The sequence below is a fragment of the Bacillus sp. CBEL-1 genome, from assembly GCF_004348885.1.
In the GTDB taxonomy this organism is placed as follows: Bacteria; Bacillota; Bacilli; order Bacillales; family Bacillaceae_H; genus Priestia; species Priestia aryabhattai_A.
In genome coordinates, this window is the sequence record NZ_SBIM01000013.1 from 1,614,721 (window position 1) to 1,633,590 (window position 18,870).

An 18,870-nucleotide genomic window follows, 5' to 3' on the forward strand; every position below is an offset into this window, starting at 1 on the left:
CTTTTTCACTGAATTTTTTAATACCAAAACAAAAATTACTCCTATTATGCATGAATGTCAATATGTTTTCAGATGAATTGTAAAGACTTAACTTTACAATTTCATTCCCTTATTATATAAATCCTTGTTGTATCAAGGGATAACAAACAATTGGATAATATTGGGGTTTACAAACTTTTAACATTTTTGTTTATTCAGAAAATTAAACCAAAATAAAGAAGAAGGGGAGTACTTAAATTCTCCCCTCTTTTTTTCTTATTTAATTGTTATGTTTGATTAAATATATTTTTCACCTTTGGCGTAACATCATGACTACCTTTTTTTACATCCTCAACCATCATAGCTACCAGTAAATGCGGTGACTCCGTATCGACTGCTACAAACCAACCATTCTCTTTTCCTTTTTCCCCTTGAGAAAGTTTTAACTCTGCTGTACCAGTTTTTCCAGCAAGTGTTAAACCATTTATCTTCGCTTCTTTTGCTGTGCCATTAGAATCTTCAATAACACCAATCAGACTTTCTTTAATGTTTAAAGCTGCTTCATTGCTCATTACATCTTTCTTCCAAAATTCTGGCTCTGCTTCTTCATTCATAATAAGCTTTGGTTTAATCATATTACCACCGTTTACAATAGAAGAATAAATAGATGCTAGATGGAGAGGACTAACCTGTACTTCTCCTTGTCCATACGCTGAATTTGCTAAAAGAAGTTCAGAGTCTATAGAATTACTTTGTGAAATTTTAGATGTTTGAAACGGAAAATCAATTGGTAACTTTTCGTTAAAGCCGAATTTTTCACTACCTTGCTCAAACGCTTTTACTCCTAATTCTGTTATAGCTTGGGCAAAATAAATATTATCTGATGTGACAAGCGCATCTCGAAAATTCACATTAGGCTGACTGCCTACACGTGTGATATAAAAATCACCCCAACCGCTATCTTTTTGCCATTTATCACCGATTTTCCTCTTTTCGCTCAAATCAAATTTCCCACTATCAGCAATCAGTGCTGCAGATAATAATTTAAATGTAGAGCCAGGTGAATATGTTTTGTTAAAACGATTTAATAGCGGCTTATCTGCATCGTTAGATAATTTACTATACTCTGTAGATGTAATTCCCAAAGAAAAATGGTTTGGGTTAAAAGAAGGTGCACTAACCATTCCTAATACATCTCCCGTTAAGGGATGAATTGCAACTCCTAGACCCTTTTCGCCTTTTACTTGTTCATACAACTTTTTTTGCATATCTGCATCTACCGTCAGCTTCAAGTCTTTTCCATTTTCAGCTTTCTTACTTACAATTTCTTTTTTTATGTTACCATCAGAACCGATAATTGAAATGATGGCTCCATCTTTGGCGCGCAAGGTCTTTTCATATTGAGCTTCTATACCAATTAAACCAGCGCTAGACTGGGAGTTGTACCCTTCACCTTTGTGTTCTGTTAAAAACTCTTCCGTCACGGGAGCTACATAACCTACTAGATGTGCACATGCTTCAGCACACGGATAAATACGTGCAGGTACATTATTTATTTGAACTCCTTCAACACTTAGAAGCTGCTCTTCTCCTTTTAAAGCTTCTTCTTCCGTCATGGTTTTGATTGGCACAAACTGGTCTTCTTTTACCCATGAAGCGTTAAGCGCCTTATCAATTTCTTCAGTAGATATATTTAAAAGCTTGCTTAAGCTCTCTTTATTCTCATCTAATTTTGCATTAAACTTTGCTGGCACAATTCCTATTTGAGAAGCATTTCCATTCTGAGCTAAATAGCTTCCAGAACGATCAGTAACCTCTCCACGTTCAGCTCGTAATGTTCTAACGCTTACTTCATCTCCTTGTGTCATTTCATCAAAAATCATATTAGGTTTCCAAGATACGTTCCACGTGCTTTGATCACCAACTTTTTCTTCAACCAATAGCACATTTTCTTTAAAAGAAATTTTACCAGCTACCGTATCCATGCTTATTTCAAACGGCAAAGAAATTTCACTATTTTCTGGCTTTTCTTCAGATTTTATAACCTTTACTTTTAAATTGGTTACTTCAGCTGCATTATAAATCTTTTGATATCTAGCTACAAACTCATCTTTTGCCAAATCTTTTTTAGCTTCTTGAGATAGATAAGAATACATGTCTTCAAATTTTTGGTCATTCCAAAGCTTCACATATTGTTTAAAGCGATCGTTTGCTGCTTCTTCATTTGAACAGCCCGCTATAATCATGATTAACAGCATCAAACAAAGCATTCTAAATCTTTTCATCGATTCATCCCCTTCACTTGTACTTTTTTCCTTTAATATTAAATTTTACATATACATTCTCAATTTAAGCAACTTTTTTCGTTCATTTGTTATACATCATACACATATGATTGTTTTCGACAAAAATTCAAGATGTTTTGCGAAATTTTTTTGAACAATTTGTGAATATTTTGTGTCTATTTTGTTAATCATTTGATATAATAAGTGTAAGAAGTTGTAAACAGGAGGCGATTAAAGTGAAAAAGTTCTTACAGTTTTACTTTTTATTTAGTTCTCTGTTCTGTTTTGGAAGCGTTTTCGTTTTGTTTCTCGTAAAAGAATATTATTTCGCACCTTTGTTTTTAACATTAGGATGCTTAAATATCTTCTTATTTAAAGTCTATATCCAGCAAACTAAAAAAGTCGATCAAGCTGTTCCTACTAAACCAAAACCAACAACCTAAAAAGCCGCTCTTTTATGAGTCGGCTTTTTTTTATTATCTATTATTTCGGAAACGAATGATTTGCTACCACTTCTCCAATAGGCGATTGAATTTTTATACCTACAGGTAAAAGGGGAAACAGAAGCTCTGCTACATTATAAGCTTCTTCTAGATGTGGATAGCCAGATAAGATGAATGTATCCACTCCAATGGAATGATATTCCTTTATGCGTTTTGCTACATTTTCAGCACTCCCAACTAGTGCCGTACCAGCGCCTCCTCTAACCAATCCAACTCCAGCCCATAAATTAGGAGCTATAGTTAACTGGTCTCTTGTACCATGGTGAAGAGAAGACATTCTCTGTTGACCAACTGAATCATAACGAGCAAATGTAGCTTGTGCAGCTTGAATCGTTTTTTCATCCAGATGTTGAATTAATCTATCTGCTGCTTGCCATGCTTCCTCTTCTGTTTCACGAACAATAACATGCAAGCGGATACCAAACTTAATATCACGGCCATTTGCTTTTGTCTGAACAGCCTTTATCTTCTGTTTTACTTGTTCTACTGGTTCTCCCCAAGTTAAGTATACATCTGAATGCTGAGCTCCAACGTGCTGACCGGCTTCTGATGACCCTCCAAAATAGATAGGCGGATGTGGTTGTTGTACTGGCGGAAACAATAGCTCACTTTCTTTAACGCGAATATGACTTCCATGAAAGTTGACTTTCTCACCTTTTAATAACCTTTTCCATACCGATAGAAACTCATCAGTTACTTCATAACGCTCATTGTGATTTAAGAAAACACCATCCCCTGCAAGCTCAACTGGATCTCCTCCTGTTACAACGTTTACCAATAAGCGGCCATTTGAGATTCTGTCCAACGTCGATGTCATCCGGGCTGCTACCGTCGGTGTCATAATCCCTGGACGAACGGCCACAAGGAACTTCAGACGCTCTGTTTCTGGAATTAACGATGCAGCCAACAGCCACGGGTCTTCGCAAGATTTACCAGTAGGTATAAGTACACCTTCGTATCCTAATCTATCAGCAGCTTGAGCAACTTGACGAAAATACGTATAGTCAGCTGATCTTCCTCGTTTATTTGTTCCTAAATAACGCCCATCGCCGTGAGACGGAATAAACCATAATATTTTCATAATCTTTCTCCCCTTTATTCATTAATGTGTCCCTGTATAACTTTCTCTCCATTTCAATAACCGCTTTTCGAGCAGCCGAACAAATGAATCCGACAGTTTACCAACTACAGCAAAAATAATGATACCCACAAAAACAATATCTGTTTGAGAAAACTGTCTCGCATCCATAATCATATAACCAATACCTTCACTTGATCCCATAAGCTCTGCTACGACTAACCCTAGCCAAGCAATGCCCAGCGATAGTCTAATTCCTAATAGAATACTTGGTAAAGCAGCTGGAAGAATTAATCTTGTTACTTGCTTCCATCTGCTAAACTGTAAGATGCGAGCAACATCAAATAATTTTGAATCCACTCCTCTAATTCCTAAAAATGTGTTTACATAAATCGGAAAGAATGCTCCTTTAGCAATTAAAAGTACCTTTGACACTTCACCAAAACCAAACCACAAGATAAATAATGGAGCAACCGCTAGATGTGGTACCGTACGAAGCATTTGGATGGATGGATCCATATACGCTTCAGTTTTACTTGAAAATCCAACAATAATTCCAAAGACTAATCCAAGTCCCGCTCCAACTAAAAAACCAAGAGCAGCTCGAAAGATACTAACCTGCAAGTGGCTTGGAAGCTCTCCTGTTAGAATCAATTGTTGAAACGCGATAACAATATCTAAAGGTGTAGGCAGTACTGTACTCGATACAATCCCCATTGAACCAATAATTTGCCATACGATTGTTAGTAGAGTTGGAAATAATAAGCCTCTCAACAAAACTTTCTTTTTATTCTGACTTTTCGATTTGGTTTTTGTTTGATTTTCTTCACTCACAACCACTCTAGGCTGAATGTGACTCGTAACAGCAGTTGATTTCTCCACTTTATTCACCTTCTTCTAGCTCTTTCAGTGCTTTTTCAATATAGCTATTGTCCACAACCTTACTCGTATCGATCTTTTTCTTAATTACGCTTAATGAATACTGAAAGTCAGCTGTTTTCTGCTGTTCAGCAATAATCTCATCTGTAATAGGTATATTTAGAGGTGGATTATTTTCCAATACTTTCCTTACAATTTTAGAATCAATTTTCTTTTCTTTGGCAAAGATTTCTACCGTTTCGTCAAAGTTTTCATTTTGCCATACACGTGCTTTTTCATAAACTTTTAAGAAGTGTACAACTAAGTCTGGATTTTCTTTTGCAAACTTTTCCCTTACAATTGTAAAACCTGGCGAATAAATCCCTAAAGATTCTCCGTTTTCTAAAACTCGAGCTCCATTTTTAATTTCTTGAACTGAAATAAACGGCTCCCAAATTGCCCATGCATCAACTGATCCATTTTCAAATGCAGGCTGTGCTTCATCAGGTTGTAGCTGTATAATTTCAACGTCATCAGGCTTTAAACCAGCTTCATCAATTGCTCGATATAAGAAGTTAAAGCCACTGCTTCCTTTAGCAACCGCTACTTTTTTTCCTTTTAAGTCTTTAATTGTATTAATCTTACTACCTCTTTGTACGACAATCGCGTTCCCTTTTAATCCGTCACTTGCATTTGAGATTTCTAAAAATGGAATATCAGCCCCTTGAGCAGAAATAACAGGTGAATTGCCTACTTGCCCAAAGTCTAAACGATCTGATGCAATTCCTTCAAAATGTGGCGGGCCGCTCTGAAACTCTGTCCACTTTACTTTTACGCCAATCTTTTCGAATTCTTCTTCAAACCATCCTTTATTTTTAGCCAATAATAATGGGCCTAAGCTTTGTTGAATACCAATGGTAACTGTTTTCGCTTTTTGTTCTGTATTGGCTGACGTTGAGCTGCATCCTGCTATGACTAATAAAGCTAAAAAAAGTACGACTAAACTTATTTTCTTCACTGTACCATTCCTCCAATTGTTTTAGTGAATACCAACTTCTTCAAACTCTTTTAATACACGGTGTCTCATTTTTTGAAAGGATTGATCAGCTTTCCTTCTTGGATAAGGCAAATCAATTGGTATTATACTGCGAACTTTTCCTGGCTTCGCACTCATAACCATTACTTTATTAGCTAAATAAATAGATTCGTCTAAGTCATGTGTCACAAAAATCATTGTCGTTTTCTTTTGATTCCAAATCTCTAAAAGTACATCTTGTAAATGTGTACGCGTAAACGCATCTAAAGCTCCGAAAGGTTCATCCAACAACAGTACGTCTGGATTTCTTAAAAGTGCTCTAGCAATTGCTACTCGCTGAGACATTCCGCCAGACAGCTCACGAGGATACGACTTTTCAAAACCTTGCAAGCGCACAATACTAATTAATTCATCCACTTTTTTACGAATCTGCTTATCTTTTAACGACAAATCTGCTGCAATATTTTCTTCAACCGTTAACCATGGAAACAAACGATGCTCTTGAAAAATCATTCCTTTTTTTAAAGATGGCCCCTCAACTACCTGGCCATCTAGTTTCACGCTTCCTTCAAAGTCTGTATCTAACCCTGCAATCATTTTTAACAACGTGCTTTTCCCGCAACCGCTAGGTCCAATCAACGTAACAAAATCTCCTTGCTCAATATCAACAGTCACATCTTCTAACACAACAGTAAATTTATTATTATTTACGAAACGCTTTGTGATTCTTTCTAAACGTACACTCAATGATTTACCTCCTTTGTGATAAACAGACAATGTATTACTTTTTTACAGAAACAATCCACGTAATCCCCCCTAAAAATAAGAAAAGCTTCTACCTAAAATAGGTAGAAGCTTTCGGTTGGCCGATCAGCAATTACTCAAAATAACAATCTATTCGTTTGGTTATTTTGAATTTTATCACATTATTCCGATTTGTCAACTAAGATTAATAAGACTTTTCAACCTTTTTCCATTTAAAAACTTTATTTAACAATCCATAAATCATCTTCGATTCTTTTGTTAATAATGGGCCAAGAATGGCTAAAATGAGTACATACAGAGCGGCAAATGGCTGTAAAATTGAAGCCAGTCCACCCGCTATACCGATATTGGCCATAATAATTGAGAATTCCCCCCGTGAAACAATTGTTAACCCAATGTTTGTTGATGCTTTGTGAGATAAACCACTTCTCCGACCTGCTATCATACCAGCCGTGAAATTTCCTATGATTGTTAAAACAACTGCCCCGATTGCTAACCATGCAGCATCTAATAACGTTAAAGGATCAATACTTAATCCAAAACTGAAGAAGAAAATCGCACCAAAGAAATCTCTAAATGGAATGACTAAGTGTTCAATGCGATCCCGGTGCTCCGTTTCTGAAAACACTAGGCCTAACAACAATGCTCCGATTGCTTCTGCAACGTGAATTGTTTCTGAAAATCCAGCAACAAAAAACAGCGTTGCAAATATAACAATAATAAAAATTTCATTAGAAGAAATATTTAATAGTTTGTTGAGTAAAGGCGTTGCTTTTCGAGCAACGATAAAGAACAACAGCATGTAACCAAATGCAATTAAAACCGATACAACAGAGCTCCAGATGGACGTGTGGTCACCGAGTACAAGCCCTGATACGACGGATAAATAGACTGCCAGGAAAATATCTTCAAACATAATAATCCCTAAAATAAGTTCTGTTTCAGGATTAGCTGTTCGCTTTAAGTCAACCAGAACTTTAGCAACAATTGCACTTGAAGAAATCGTAATAATACCAGCCATAATCAGTACTTCTAAAAGAGGGTAACCTGTCAAGTATCCATACAACAAACCAAGACTAAAGTTAATTAAGATATAAATGGAACCACCAACGGCGATAGAACGCCCCGATTTAATTAACTTTCCGACTGAAAACTCCAAGCCCAAGTAGAAGAGAAGAAATAGTACCCCAATTCTGCCCATAAAAGAGATAATTTCTTCACTTTCAATAAACTTAAAGCTTAGGGCTCCAAATTCCGGAGCATGTGGTCCTACTGCCATTCCTAATAAGATTAAAAATGGAATAATAGTAAATTTTAATTTATTTGCCAAAACAGCAGCTACTGCCACTAATACTAGCGCTGTTCCAACTTCAAAAACTAAATGATCCATAGATTAAGCGCTACCTCCTTTTGAAAGAAGCTCTGTAATTAACCTTTTCAGGTTACCTCTTTCACCAGAAATAACGAGCGTATCTCCTTCTTCAATGATGGTATCTGGACCAGGACTAGAAAGCTTTGTTTTAGGTCCTTTCATAATCGCAATAATGGTTACATCATAATTACTACGAACATCAATATTACCAATTGTTTGATTATGAGCTTTTGCACCAGGCTCGACCTTATACCATTCAATGATAAGATCATTAAAGGCAACCTCGATTGTTTCCATCGCCTTTGGCTTATAAATCATGCCTCCTAAAATGGCAGCTAACTGTCTTGCTTCCGTATCGTTAAGCGTAATATCAAATGCGCTTTCTTCTAAGTCTCTTTTGTCAAAGTAATATACTTCACGACGACCGTCATCATGAAGAATAATGACAATACGATTTCCTTCCTGTGTATCAATCTCAAATTTCCTTCCGATACCTGGAAGCTCAGATTCTCTAATAACCATGCATGAACAGCTCCTATAACATAATGATTTTTTGGTAGTTAGTTATCTCATTCTCATGTAAATCTAATAAAGAATTCGGAAAAATATAGTATTAAAAGGTAACGTTTAATACATAAAAGTTTGCACAGCAAATAACCTTATTAAACGTTAATTTTTTATAAGGTAAACGTAGGATTTTAGTTGTTAAATAGTTAGAGGTAATTTGTTTGAAATTGCGCTGCATAAATAAAGGGTTGTTGGAGAGTAAAAAACTCTTTTTGACTTTCATATAGTTGAGGTTGTTCATCTTTAATAATAGGTAAAACAGGTGTATATCCCGTCTCCAATGATAAATTAAAATGCTTAGTAATTGGTTTTAAACCTGGTGAGTGCTGTACGCTTTCCGTAGGGTGATTTAAAGCTACAGTATCCACAGTAGAATATGGCTGTGTGCCATCATTGAACGAAACTGGCAAATTTCCTAAAGGTAAACCAAGCAGCATAAACAACATTATTGAAAACCATACTTTCCTCATATCTACACCTCCTTTTTTCTGAAATAGAGAAATTTTTTCTCACTATTTATTATACGGAGGATGTGTTTTGTATTCAAGCGATAAGTTTCATTTATGTATATTTTTATTTATCCCAACTTTCCCTAATGATACATTCAAAGTAACTAACAAAAAGCGGGTTCCCAAAAGGGATACCCCGCTCATGTTATAATTCAAGTTCCCCCATACGAAGGAGTTCGACAACTGCTTGAGAACGCCCCTTAACTCCAAGCTTTTGCATCGCATTTGAAATGTGATTGCGCACTGTTTTCTCGCTAATGAATAGTTCACTCGCGATTTCTTTTGTTGTTTTGTCTTGTACTAGAAGTTCAAATACTTCTCTTTCACGCTTTGTCAGCAGTGGTTTAGGTTGAAACTCTTTTTCTTTCAATGTAACCCTCCTTGCCTGATCCTGAGTTGAACTATCGGATGGGTGTAAATTTAGTCACCATATCTTATGTAGGAAGTAATAAATGGGTTACTGTATTCTAAGTTTTTTTAAATAAAAAAGAGCTCCGCAGCTGGAAAAGCTGTTGAGCTCTTTTTCTATTATACTTGATCGCTACCAAAGAAGTTACGGAATGCTTGAATAGTTGTGTCTCGGTTAAGCGCTGCAATTGATGTTGTTAATGGAATACCTTTTGGGCAAGACTGCACGCAGTTTTGTGAGTTACCGCAGTTTGCAAGGCCTCCATCTTCCATGATTGCTTCTAGTCTTTCTCCTTTATTCATAGCTCCAGTTGGATGAGCATTAAATAAACGTACTTGAGAAAGTGGTGCTGGCCCGATGAAGTTTGATTTATCATTAACGTTTGGACATGCTTCTAAGCAAACCCCACACGTCATACATTTTGAAAGTTCGTATGCCCACTGACGCTTTTTCTCAGGCATACGAGGACCTGGTCCTAAGTCGTATGTTCCATCAATTGGAACCCATGCTTTTACTTTCTTTAATGAATCAAACATTCTGCTTCGATCAACTTGTAAGTCACGAACAACAGGAAATGTCTTCATTGGCTGAAGTTGAATCGGCTGTTCTAACTTATCTACTAGAGCTGTACAAGATTGGCGCGGCTTGCCGTTGATGACCATTGAACATGCTCCACAAACCTCTTCTAAGCAGTTCATATCCCAGTTAATAGGCGTTGTTTCATTTCCGTTTGCATCAACAGGGTTACGGCGAATTTCCATTAGTGCAGAAATTACGTTCATATTTGGACGATAAGGTATCTCAAATTCTTGATTATAAGGAGCTGTCTCTGGCGAATCTTGACGAGTAATAACAAAACGAACTGTTTTTTGTGCCGTTTGTTGTGCACTCATTTAACGAACCCCCTCTTGTTGTTTTTTCGTTACTTTTTTCTCATCTTTTTTCTTTGTGTAGTCACGTTTACGTGGCTTAATTAATGACACGTCTACTTCTTCATAATGGAAAGCTGGTGCCTTTTTCTTATCAACAAATTGAGCCATTGTTGTTTTTAAGAATTCTTCATCGTTACGATCTGGGAATTCAGGCTTGTAGTGAGCGCCACGGCTTTCGTTACGATTATATGCCCCTAGCGTAACTACGCGAGAAAGCTGAAGCATATTTTGAAGCTGACGAGTAAACGTTGCACCTTGGTTACTCCATTTTGCTGTGTCGTTAATATTAATACGATCATAGCGTTCAATAAGCTCTTGAATTTTCTCATCTGTTTGTAATAGCTTGTCATTATAACGCACAACTGTCACGTTGTCAGTCATCCATTCTCCTAACTCTTTATGAAGAATATACGCGTTTTCTGTCCCATCCATTGACATAATGCTTTGCCATTTTTCTTCTTCCTGTTTTACATGTTGATCATACAGGCTTGTTGGTAGAGCATCCGCACTTTTCTCTAAACCTTTAATGTAATCAACAGCTTTTGGACCGGCAACCATACCGCCATAAATCGCTGACAGAAGTGAATTAGCACCTAAGCGATTTGCACCGTGCTGAGAATAATCACACTCGCCTGCCGCAAACAGACCTGGGATATTTGTCATTTGATCATAGTCTACCCACAGTCCGCCCATTGAATAGTGAACAGCTGGGAAGATTTTCATTGGTACTTTACGTGGGTCGTCCCCCATGAATTTTTCATAAATTTCAATGATACCACCAAGCTTAATATCAAGTTCTTTTGGGTCTTTATGAGAGAGATCTAAATACACCATGTTTTCGCCGTTAATACCAAGTTTTTGCGCTACACACACATCAAATATTTCACGTGTTGCAATGTCACGAGGTACCAAGTTACCATAAGCAGGATATTTTTCTTCTAAGAAATACCAAGGTTTACCGTCTTTATATGTCCAAACACGTCCACCTTCACCACGAGCAGATTCACTCATTAAGCGAAGCTTATCGTCTCCAGGAATGGCTGTTGGATGAATTTGGATAAACTCTCCATTTGAATAGTACGCTCCTTGTTGGTACACAATTGATGCCGCTGAACCAGTATTAATAACTGAGTTCGTTGATTTTCCGAAAACAATACCAGGTCCACCTGTTGCCATGATTACAGCATCTGCAGGGAATGTTTTAATTTCCATAGACTTTAAATCTTGTGCAGTAATCCCTCGACAGGTGCGCTCGTCATCCAATACTGCCCCTAAGAATTCCCAACCTTCATACTTTGTTACGAGTCCTGCTACTTCATAGCGACGAACTTGCTCATCTAGTGCATACAGAAGTTGCTGACCTGTTGTTGCGCCTGCAAAGGCCGTTCTGTGATGCTGTGTTCCTCCGAATCGTCTGAAGTCTAACAAACCTTCAGGAGTACGGTTAAACATAACACCCATACGGTCCAATAAGTGAATAATTCCTGGAGCAGCTTCACACATTGCTTTTACTGGAGGTTGATTGGCTAAAAAGTCTCCGCCGTATACCGTATCGTCAAAGTGTTCCCATGGTGAATCTCCTTCACCTTTTGTATTTACAGCTCCGTTAATACCACCTTGAGCGCAAACTGAGTGAGATCTCTTCACTGGAACTAATGAAAACAAATCAACTTGTTTGCCAGACTCAGCAATTTTAATTGTCGCCATTAAGCCCGCTAAGCCGCCACCAACAACAATAATTCTTCCTTTACTCATTGTAACCTCACTCCTTTAAAACGTGATTTTATGCGAATGCGAATAATGTGCGTACACCTACAAATGTTAATGCGAAGAAAATCGCTAACGTTACATATGTTGAGATTCGTTGTGAGCGAGGTGTTACAGTTAACCCCCAGCTAACTCCAAATGACCATAATCCATTAGCAAAATGAAAAATTGTTGAAACAACACCAACAATGTAAAATGCCATCATACCAGGATTACTTAAAATATCCTGCATCATATTAAAATCTACTTTTTGACCAAGTGCAGCTTGAATACGTGTTTCCCAAACATGCCATGTAATAAAAATAAGCGTTATCACGCCAGATACACGTTGTAAGACAAACATCCAGTTACGGAAAAAGCCGTATCTACTTACACTCGTTTTGGCAGTAAACGCAATATACAAGCCATAGATAGCATGAAATAAAATAGGTAAGAAGATAATAAAGATTTCAAGTGCGTAGCGAAAAGGTAAGCTTTCCATAAAATGAGCTGCTTGATTAAATGCTTCTTCTCCCTTTGTTGCAAAGTGGTTGACAACCAGATGTTGGACTAAAAATATGCCTACTGGTATGACACCTAGTAAAGAATGTAGTTTGCGATACTGAAACTCTTTGTTCGCCGCCATGTGCGTATACCCCCCTTAGTTAGATAAACAATGTTAGTGAAAACAAAGCTCCCGAATAAAATAAATAGATTGATACAGCAGAAAATGAAAACCTTTGCATTCTCTATTAAAATATGTGACACATCAATTTTACTCCCATCAACATAGAGCGTCAAGATAAGATGTTTAAATCTTCATTAAAATATAAATTTATGAAAAATTAAGTTTGTTAACGCTTACTGAGTTGTCGTTATAGGATTTTAGATTTTTTACACTTCTTATTGTACACCTTTATGTAACCGTTTTCTACAAAAGATTACGACTTCCTATAAAAGGATATTCATTTTATTGCACAATAATTTTTTTACGTATTTTGAAAACTTATAGACGTAACAACAACTTCAAAGGATTTGCTTGATTTATTTTTAAAAAAAGATGAGAGACCTGTGTAATTTGTATATAATAGATGTAAAGAAAGAGGGGAAAAAATGAGCAATCAACAAATTGAAACACAGCAAGAAATCGTTGAAATTGAAGAAATCGATCAAACCGATACTCCACAAGTACCTACAACTCCTTATTTTGGATACAGCTTACTTCGAGATGTGTTAATTCCAGAGCTTCTTAGCAGTGATACAAATGAAATCTCGTACTGGGCAGGAAAGCAGTTAGCACGAAAATTCCCACTTTCCTCTGTTGAAGAGATTAGCGGCTTTTTTATAAAAGCTGGTTGGGGACAATTAACCATTTTAAAAACGGAAAAATATAACATTGAAATGGAATTAACAGGTGAAGTTGTGAAGCGAAGATTTACTGAGTATCCGAATTCATCTTTTCATCTTGAAGCTGGCTTTGTTGCTGAACAAGTTCAGCAGTTAAGAAACTGCCTAACAGAAACCTATTTAACAAATAAAGAAAAAGCAGGCAAGATCCTGTTTTCAGTTCAATGGGATAAAAAAGATATCATTACACCTGAAACTAGAGCGGAAAGATATAAGAAATAAAAGCGGGCAAAGCCCGCTTTTTATTATTGAACTTGATAAATATCTTGCTCTTCTAATTCAAAAGCAGTATGTAATGTTTCTACCGCTTTGACCATTTCTTTATGTGGAACAACTGTTGATACTTTAATTTCAGATGTGCTTACCATTTTCACTTCAATTTCTTCCACAGCTAATACTTCAAACATATCAGCCGCAACGCCAGGATTTGAAATCATCCCCGAACCAACAATTGAAACTTTAGCTAAGCCACTTTCATGCTCCACTTTTTTATGACCGACTATGTCTTTTAATTGAGATAACACTGACAAAGTTGTATCCGTATCTTCTGTTTTAATAGAGAAAGAAATGGATAAACGGTTGTCTGACGTAACATTTTGAATAATGATATCTACATTGACATGTTCTTTTGCTAATGCTGTAAAAATGGTTGATAACGTCTGCAGCTCATTATTTAGCCCTTCAATGGTGACTCTTGAGATATTGTCTTCAAATGCGATTCCTCTTACTACTAAGTTTTGTTCCATTGATACTTCCTCCTCCACAATCGTTCCTCTTTCTGTTACTAAGCTTGACCTTACCTCTAGTGGCACCTGATAGTTTTTTGCAAACTCTACTGCTCGAGGATGCAATACGCCCGCCCCTAAATTTGCAAGCTCTAGCATTTCATCATATGAAATAGACTGCAGTTTACGAGCACCTTGTACGTAGCGAGGGTCAGTTGTAAATACTCCCGTTACGTCTGTATAAATATCGCACTTATCTGCTTTTAATGCTGCTGCTAAAGCAACGGCTGTTGTATCAGATCCGCCTCTACCTAATGTTGTAATGCTGTTATCTTCTGACATTCCCTGAAACCCTGCTACAACCACAATATGATTTTTTTTCAAACGCTCTGCAATAGCTTGTTCATTAATCTTGGTGATGCGTGCATTTCCATGCTGAGCTTCCGTACAAATTCCTGCCTGCCACCCTGTATAGGACGTAGCTTCATAACCTTTTTCTTGCAGCGCCATTGTAAGAAGGGAAATCGTTACTTGCTCACCAGTTGTTAGTAGCATATCCATTTCTCGTTTACTTGGCTTACTTGTAATTTCCCCTGCCAATCTTACTAGTTCGTCTGTTGTTTTTCCCATTGCTGATACTACCACTATTACCTGGTTACCTCGCTGAACTTCTTGAATTACTCGATTGGCTACATTCTGAATTCGCTCGGTTGATCCAACAGAAGTACCACCAAATTTTTGAACGATTAATCCCATAAGTATTCTCACCCTTTCTTTTATTTTCAATATGATAAAGAGGCGATCTATTGCTTAAGCTCAGACAATAAAAAAAGCAATGAGATTGATATCTCATTGCTTAACGAACGAAAAGTATATAAAACGTTCAATGCCGTGAGATAGCTCTCCAAGAAACATATTCTTGACAATCCTACATTTATTCAACGCAGAACCAGCAAATGACTCTATGAGATGTCATTCACTTCGGCAAATTTCCCTTTCCACATTCGTCTTTAGAGCTCATACTCTTCAAAACGTGTACTCTTAAAATTTGCACCTCTATCTTCACTTCAGTTTAATGAAGTGTCATATGAAATTATGTTCTAGCTTATCAGAGTTTAAACTGGAATTCAATACTAATTTTTTAAGGCTTCAACAATTTGCTCTGCAACCGACCTTGGAACTCCTGCATTTTGAATCTCTTCGATTGATGCTTCTTTCATTTTTTTAACAGACCCAAACTTTTGCAATAATGCTCTTTTACGCTTTTCTCCCACTCCTGGAATATTGTCTAATACAGACTGAAAAGCAGACTTAGAACGAACTTGCCGATGAAACGTAATAGCAAAGCGGTGAACCTCATCTTGAATTCGCTGAAGCAAATAGAACTCCTGGCTGTTACGCTCAAGTGGAACAATCTCAGGAGGGTCTCCAATCATTAAATTAGATGTTCTATGCTTTTCATCTTTTACTAATCCAGCTGTAGGAATAAGCAACCCTAGTTCATTTTCCAAAACATCTTGAACAGCTGCTAAATGACCTTTTCCACCGTCCACAATAAGTAAATCTGGTAAAGGTAAACCTTCTTTTAATACGCGCGTATATCGTCTTCTTACCACTTCACGCATTGAATCGTAATCATCAGGGCCTTCAACTGTTTTAATTTTATATTTTCGATATTCCTTTTTTTCAGGCTTACCGTCAACAAAAACGATCATAGCAGAAACTGGATCTGTTCCTTGAATGTTAGAATTATCAAAAGCTTCAATGCGATAAGGAGCTTCAATTCCTAGTGCTTGTCCTAGCCGTTCCACAGCACCAACAGTACGCTGTTCATCTCGTTCAATTAAATAAAACTTTTCTTTCAAAGCGATTTGGGCATTTTTTGAAGCAAGCTCAACAAGCTCTTTCTTTTTGCCTCGTTTTGGATGCTGAACGTCCACTTCTAACAACTGTTCTGCAAGGTCTGCATTTACGGTTGCTGGTACAAGTACTTCTTTAGGCTTTAAGTTTTTCCCATAAAATTGTCCAATAAACGTTAAGAAATCTTCTTCTGGTTCGTTGTAAAACGGAAACATAGATACTTCGCGCTCAATTAGCTTTCCTTGTCGAATAAAGAAGACTTGCACACACATCCAACCTTTATCATAGGAGTAGCCAAATACATCACGATTAATAAAATCATTGAACGTTACCTTTTGCTTCTCCATTGTAGCTTCAATATGAGCAATTTGATCTCGATACTCTTTTGCACGTTCAAAGTCTAGCTCTTCTGAAGCTTTCAACATCTTTTCTGTCAATTCAATTTTCACCTGTTCATATCCACCGCTTAGAAAGCGCGTAATATTGTCAATAATTTCTTTGTTCTGGCTATCTGTAATATCATATACACAGGGAGCTAGGCACTGTTCAATATGGTAATATAAACATGCTCGATTAGGCATTGTCGTGCATTTGCGCAAAGGGTAAATACGATCTAATAGCCGCTTGGTTTCATTGGCAGCTTGAACGTTTGGATACGGTCCAAAATATTTCCCTTTATCCTTTTTAATTTTGCGCGTAATGACAAGTCGAGGGTGTTTTTCACTCGTAATTTTAATGAAGGGATATCCCTTATCGTCTTTCAGCATAATATTATATTTAGGGTCATGTTTTTTAATTAAATTCATTTCTAAAATAAGGGCTTCTAAATCTGAAGATGTCACAATATACTCAAAATCTACAATATCGTTAACTAGCCGCAACGTTTTTCCATCATGAGACCCTGTGAAATAAGAACGAACTCGATTTTTTAAAACCTTTGCTTTTCCAACATAAATAACCGTTCCATGCTTATCTTTCATTAAATAACAACCCGGTTGCTCAGGTAAAATTACCAGTTTTTCTTTTAAATAAGGATTCATGTTGCTCTCCTTCCTTTAATACTCTTAACTTTCGCCAAAATCTTCTTGCTTATCTATATTTATTATTCATCCATACAAAAATAAAAGGAAACGAATAAATGTTCGTTTCCTTTCATTATATCACTTTTAGAAAAAATGTACGAAACCGCCAATAAGATATAAGTAGTAAAAAAACCTAGCTGTAGCTAGGTTTTTATTACTTACGCGTGCTTATCAACTAATTCAGCTAATGCTTCTTTTGGTTGGTAACCAATAACTTGGTCTACCTTTTGCCCGTCTTTAAATAAGATTAAAGTTGGGATACTCATTACGCCATGACTACCAGCAGTTTCTTGGTTTTCATCCACGTCTACTTTTACGATTTTCACTTTCTCACCGTATTCTTGATCTAATTCTTCAAGAACTGGAGCGATCATTTTACATGGTCCACACCATGGTGCCCAAAAATCAACAAGAACTAGCCCTGAACCGATTTCATTTGAAAAAGTTTGATCTGTTGCGTGTGCAATTGCCATTCTAATTCCTCCTAAATATATGCTATATCTACATGATAAAGAAAGTATACCACCTTCATATAACAGTGGCTATTTATTTGCTTATACTTTTTAGCATATCAGTAACAACTTATTTACTACATAATACAGTCCTTTACAGCCATGGAACATCTAAGGGCGAGTCATGCTAGATGACTTTATATAATACCTGTATCCTATTTTACACACCTTTAAACAATTCATTCATTATTTTCATAAGAAAAGTCTTTTCCACCATAGCGGGCAGAAAAGACTTTTTCTTATGAGGATTGTACTTTTAATTTTTTAAACTCTTCTGTAAGCATTGGTACGACTTCAAATAAGTCTCCGACAATGCCGTAATCGGCTACTTTAAAGATGTTTGCCTCTGCATCCTTGTTAATAGCCACAATAACTTTTGAATTCGACATCCCAGCTAAATGTTGAATGGCTCCTGAGATACCACAAGCGATATAGAGATCTGGTGTTACGACTTTTCCTGTTTGACCAATTTGAAGTGAGTAATCGCAATACTCCGCGTCACAAGCTCCACGGGATGCTCCAACTGCTCCACCAAGCACATCAGCTAATTCTTCTAGCGGCTTAAATCCGCCTTCGCTTTTTACACCACGTCCACCTGCAATAACCACTTTTGCTTCTGATAAATCTACCCCTTGAGTGGCTTTACGAACTACTTCTTTTACAATTGTACGTAGATTTTTAATTTCCACATCAAGTTCTTTTATATCTCCTGTACGGTTCGTATCTTTTTCCAACACTGAAATATTGTTTGGACGAATAGTAGCAAAGATAAAGTCGTCTGTAGAAATTTTCTTTTCAAACGCTTTTCCTGAATAAATTGGACGAGTGAAAACTAAGTTTCCACCTGCTACTTCAAGCGCTGTTACGTCTGATATCAGTCCTTTATCTAGGCGAGCAGCCAGTTTAGGCGATAAATCTTTTCCTAAAGCCGTATGACCAAATATAATTGCGTTTGGTTTTTCTTCTTGAATAACAGTCAAGAGTGCTTGTGCGTAGCCATCAGATGTGTAGGAAGCCAAATCATCATGCTCAATTACAATGACTCGGTTTGCTCCGTAATGAATGAGTTCTTCCCCTAAATCTTTTACCCCTTTACCAACAAGAACTCCAACCACTTCTCCACCCTCGGCAACCGCTGCACCTGCCGCAATTGCTTCAAATGATACGTGTCGTAATGCACCTTCTCTTGCTTCTCCTAACACCAATACTTTGCGTCCCATCTCGATTCCCCCATTATCCTAAGCG

The 18,870-nt window shown here is 37.0% G+C and carries 18 protein-coding genes and 1 riboswitch; of the genes, 2 read left to right on the top strand and 16 right to left on the bottom strand.

Annotation, left to right across the window (positions count from 1 at the left end; genetic code table 11):
• Positions 1-266: 266 nt before the first annotated feature.
• Positions 267-2,264, bottom strand: a complete 1,998-nt coding sequence (locus EPL02_RS18215; RefSeq protein WP_131888358.1) for a penicillin-binding transpeptidase domain-containing protein — start codon at positions 2,262-2,264, stop codon at positions 267-269.
• A 236-nt stretch (positions 2,265-2,500) separates the two neighbouring features.
• On the opposite strand from EPL02_RS18215, the gene EPL02_RS18220 reads away from it, so the two are divergent.
• Positions 2,501-2,707: a hypothetical protein gene (locus EPL02_RS18220; RefSeq protein WP_061785402.1), complete on the top strand. Its 207-nt coding sequence runs from the start codon at positions 2,501-2,503 to the stop codon at positions 2,705-2,707.
• A gap of 40 nt (positions 2,708-2,747) precedes the next feature.
• Here EPL02_RS18220 and ssuD read toward each other — a convergent pair whose 3' ends face one another.
• The 11 genes from ssuD to EPL02_RS18275 form a co-directional block, all read right to left on the bottom strand.
• Entirely contained in the window at positions 2,748-3,848 is a 1,101-nt protein-coding gene (gene ssuD / locus EPL02_RS18225; protein ID WP_094911829.1) for an FMNH2-dependent alkanesulfonate monooxygenase, read from the bottom strand.
• A 21-nt stretch (positions 3,849-3,869) separates the two neighbouring features.
• Positions 3,870-4,562 carry an ABC transporter permease gene (locus tag EPL02_RS18230; RefSeq protein WP_179289253.1) on the bottom strand — a complete coding sequence of 231 codons (693 nt, stop codon included), beginning with the start codon at positions 4,560-4,562 and terminating at the stop codon, positions 3,870-3,872.
• A gap of 166 nt (positions 4,563-4,728) precedes the next feature.
• Positions 4,729-5,721, bottom strand: a complete 993-nt coding sequence (locus tag EPL02_RS18235; RefSeq protein ID WP_131888359.1) for an aliphatic sulfonate ABC transporter substrate-binding protein — start codon at positions 5,719-5,721, stop codon at positions 4,729-4,731.
• Between the two features lie 21 nt (positions 5,722-5,742).
• The gene (locus EPL02_RS18240) at positions 5,743-6,486 is read right to left on the bottom strand and encodes an ABC transporter ATP-binding protein (protein ID WP_131888360.1); all 744 of its coding nucleotides are present in this window, start codon (positions 6,484-6,486) and stop codon (positions 5,743-5,745) included.
• A gap of 202 nt (positions 6,487-6,688) precedes the next feature.
• On the bottom strand, positions 6,689-7,894 hold the full coding sequence (locus tag EPL02_RS18245; protein WP_131888361.1) for a cation:proton antiporter: 1,206 nt from the start codon (positions 7,892-7,894) through the stop codon (positions 6,689-6,691).
• Positions 7,895-7,897: 3 nt separating this feature from the next.
• Positions 7,898-8,398: a cation:proton antiporter regulatory subunit gene (locus EPL02_RS18250; RefSeq protein WP_131888362.1), complete on the bottom strand. Its 501-nt coding sequence runs from the start codon at positions 8,396-8,398 to the stop codon at positions 7,898-7,900.
• 191 nt (positions 8,399-8,589) lie between these two features.
• Complete coding sequence (locus EPL02_RS18255) at positions 8,590-8,913, bottom strand: hypothetical protein (RefSeq protein ID WP_094911835.1); 324 nt, start codon at positions 8,911-8,913, stop codon at positions 8,590-8,592.
• 184 nt (positions 8,914-9,097) lie between these two features.
• Entirely contained in the window at positions 9,098-9,322 is a 225-nt protein-coding gene (gerE, locus tag EPL02_RS18260) for a spore germination transcription factor GerE (protein WP_013059396.1), read from the bottom strand.
• Between the two features lie 158 nt (positions 9,323-9,480).
• A complete protein-coding gene (sdhB, locus tag EPL02_RS18265; protein ID WP_094911836.1) occupies positions 9,481-10,254 on the bottom strand; it encodes a succinate dehydrogenase iron-sulfur subunit in 774 nt (257 codons plus the stop codon).
• Positions 10,255-12,048 (bottom strand): succinate dehydrogenase flavoprotein subunit, encoded by a 1,794-nt coding sequence (sdhA, locus tag EPL02_RS18270; RefSeq protein ID WP_094911837.1) that lies wholly within the window; start codon positions 12,046-12,048, stop codon positions 10,255-10,257.
• 28 nt (positions 12,049-12,076) lie between these two features.
• The gene (locus tag EPL02_RS18275; RefSeq protein ID WP_094911838.1) at positions 12,077-12,685 is read right to left on the bottom strand and encodes a succinate dehydrogenase cytochrome b558 subunit; all 609 of its coding nucleotides are present in this window, start codon (positions 12,683-12,685) and stop codon (positions 12,077-12,079) included.
• A 467-nt stretch (positions 12,686-13,152) separates the two neighbouring features.
• Between EPL02_RS18275 and EPL02_RS18280 the strand changes: the two genes are divergently transcribed.
• Positions 13,153-13,668 carry a YslB family protein gene (locus EPL02_RS18280; protein ID WP_131888363.1) on the top strand — a complete coding sequence of 172 codons (516 nt, stop codon included), beginning with the start codon at positions 13,153-13,155 and terminating at the stop codon, positions 13,666-13,668.
• A 23-nt stretch (positions 13,669-13,691) separates the two neighbouring features.
• Here EPL02_RS18280 and EPL02_RS18285 read toward each other — a convergent pair whose 3' ends face one another.
• From EPL02_RS18285 to EPL02_RS18300, 4 genes are all read right to left on the bottom strand, one after another.
• On the bottom strand, positions 13,692-14,927 hold the full coding sequence (locus EPL02_RS18285) for an aspartate kinase (protein ID WP_094911840.1): 1,236 nt from the start codon (positions 14,925-14,927) through the stop codon (positions 13,692-13,694).
• Positions 14,928-15,060: 133 nt separating this feature from the next.
• Positions 15,061-15,238, bottom strand: a riboswitch (Lysine riboswitch).
• Between the two features lie 66 nt (positions 15,239-15,304).
• Positions 15,305-17,071 carry an excinuclease ABC subunit UvrC gene (gene uvrC, locus EPL02_RS18290; RefSeq protein WP_094911841.1) on the bottom strand — a complete coding sequence of 589 codons (1,767 nt, stop codon included), beginning with the start codon at positions 17,069-17,071 and terminating at the stop codon, positions 15,305-15,307.
• Positions 17,072-17,271: 200 nt separating this feature from the next.
• Positions 17,272-17,586: a thioredoxin gene (gene trxA, locus EPL02_RS18295; RefSeq protein WP_025907844.1), complete on the bottom strand. Its 315-nt coding sequence runs from the start codon at positions 17,584-17,586 to the stop codon at positions 17,272-17,274.
• Between the two features lie 278 nt (positions 17,587-17,864).
• Positions 17,865-18,845 (bottom strand): electron transfer flavoprotein subunit alpha/FixB family protein, encoded by a 981-nt coding sequence (locus EPL02_RS18300; RefSeq protein ID WP_094911842.1) that lies wholly within the window; start codon positions 18,843-18,845, stop codon positions 17,865-17,867.
• Positions 18,846-18,870 lie beyond the last annotated feature (25 nt).